This window comes from Nonomuraea sp. NPDC003214 (assembly GCF_053590035.1).
Genome location: NZ_JBSFSX010000043.1, coordinates 1 through 2,183, shown reverse-complemented (window position 1 = coordinate 2,183; position 2,183 = coordinate 1). Strand labels below are relative to the sequence as shown.

2 protein-coding genes are annotated in these 2,183 nt (G+C 70.7%); both read right to left on the bottom strand.

Translation table 11 applies throughout. The features are described from left to right. Positions 1–68: 68 nt before the first annotated feature. On the bottom strand, positions 69–893 hold the full coding sequence (gene istB / locus ACWDXC_RS45220; RefSeq protein WP_449993252.1) for an IS21-like element helper ATPase IstB: 825 nt from the start codon (positions 891–893) through the stop codon (positions 69–71). Continuing rightward, positions 893–2,116: an IS21 family transposase gene (gene istA, locus ACWDXC_RS45215; RefSeq protein ID WP_449993250.1), complete on the bottom strand. Its 1,224-nt coding sequence runs from the start codon at positions 2,114–2,116 to the stop codon at positions 893–895. The genes istB and istA overlap by 1 nt, the downstream gene beginning before the upstream one ends. Between the last annotated feature and the right edge of the window lie 67 nt (positions 2,117–2,183).

The following is a 2,183-nucleotide window of genomic DNA, read 5'->3' as shown; positions in this document are numbered from 1 at the left end:
TGTCAACGACGGCCGAATTCTGACCCCCTGACGATGTCTGAATCGTGACCCCCTGATGTTGTCGTTGGTTACTGCTCGTGCTCGGATCGGGCCGATGGGACCCGGCCCAGGTCGCGGTTCTTCAGCCGGTAGCTGTCTCCCTTCAGCGAGATCACCTCGGCGTGGTGGACGAGGCGGTCGATCATCGCGGCGGCGACCACGTCGTCGCCGAACACCTCGCCCCAGCGGCCGAATGGCTTGTTGCTGGTGACGATCAGCGAGGCCCGCTCGTAACGGCTGGAGACCAGCTGAAAGAACAGGTTGGCCGCCTCGGCCTCGAACGGGATGTAGCCCACCTCGTCCACGACCAGGACCGGGATGCGGGCTAGCTTGACGAGCTCGTCCTGCAGCTTGCCGGCGGCGTGTGCGTCGGCCAGGCGGGCCACCCACTCGGCTGCGGTGGCGAAGGCGACCCGATGCCCGGCCTGGCAGGCGCGGATCCCGAGCCCGATCGATAGGTGCGTCTTGCCGGTGCCGGGCGGGCCGAGGAAGACCACGTTCTCTCGGGCGGTGACGAAGTCCAGCGTGCTCAGATGGGCGATGACCTCGCGTTTGAGGGAGCGCTGGTGGTCGTAGTCGAAGTCTTCGAGGGCTTTGCGGGCCGGGAAGCGGGCGGCGCGGATGCGGGCCTCGCCGCCGTGCGCATCGCGGGCGGCGACCTCGCGTTGCAGGCAGGCGGCCAGGAACTCCTCATGACTCCAGGACTCGGCCCGGGCGCGCTCGGCCAGCCGCTCGACCGCGGCGGCCAGCGACGGCGCCTTCAGCACCCGGGTCAGATAGGCCAGCTCGGCGGCGACGTTGCGCCCGCCGATGCTGCCCGCCGCTGTGGTCGTAGTGCTGGTGCGGGCGGCCATCACGCCACCCCCTCGATGCCCAGCAGCGTGTCGTAGTCGCTGAGCGAGCGCAGTTCCACCTCGGTGTCGACCGGCGCCGCCACCGTCTGCAGCCGGGTGGCGCGCATCGCGGCGGCGGCACGCGCGTGGGCCGGGTCGGTGAGGGTTTGGTGGACGTCCCAGCAGCGCTCGTGCCGCGCCACCAGCTGCCCGGCGTAGGTCACCGTGACGCGTTCCAGGTCGGCGACGACCTCGACCAGGCGGCCGATCGCCGAGGGGTGGACGGAGTAGTCGTTGGAGGCGATGCGCACGTAGTGATCGCGTGCCAGCCGGGTCGAGGTGCGCCAGCCGACGATCGGCGGCACCGGTGGCAGGGCCACCATCGCGGCCCGGTCGGTGTCGATGCGATCAGCGGGACGGCAGTCCAGGCGGCGGTGATGGCGCTGGTTGGCTCGTTGCAGCCAATCCTCCAGCTGGGCGTTGAAGTCGGCCGGTCCGGTGAAGGCGCGGCCGGGCAGGAACGAGGTCTCCAGATAGCCGTTGGCCCGCTCCACCAGCCCTTTGGCCTCCGGATCGCCCGGCCGGCACTGCCGGATGCCGATGCCGAGACTGCCGCGGAAGGCCTCGGCCTCGCGGGTGAGCTGCGGGCGGCCGCCCTTCCACGCCCCGATGGCGCCCTCGTTGTCCCACACCAGCGTCTTCGGCGCCGCGCCGAGCAGCGACAACAGCGCCCACATCCCGGCGAACAGATCCCCGGCCGCCCGCGAGGGCAGCATCCGCGCCAGCAGCCAGCGCGAATAGCCGCAGACCAGGACCAGCACCGGCAGACTCACCGCCCGGCCTGGCCCGACCGGCACCCGCGTCGGCGGGAACCACAGATCGCATTGGGCCAGCTCGCCCGGTTGATAGCTGGTGCGCGAAGCCGGATCGGCCGGCCGGTACTCCGGCCGGATCTGCCGGACGCGGTCCTTGAGCACGGTCATCGACCGCTGCCAGCCGATCCGCTCGGCGATCACCGTCGCCGGCATGTCCGGCCACTGCCGCAGCAGCTCCCGGATCTGCGGTTCTGCCGCATCCACGATCGACCCCTTACCTGGCCGCTGATACTTCGGCGGCTCCTCGGCCGCCAGCGCGCGCCGCACCGTGTTCCTGGCGATGCCCAGATGCCGAGCGATCGCCTTGATCGGCATCCCCTCGGCCCGGTGCAGCCGACGGATCTCCGCCCAGTCCTCCACCTTGATCACCCTCCAGAGAGTGGAGGGGTCAACATTCATCCGTCGCCTGGGGGTCAGTATTCACGCGTCGTCGACA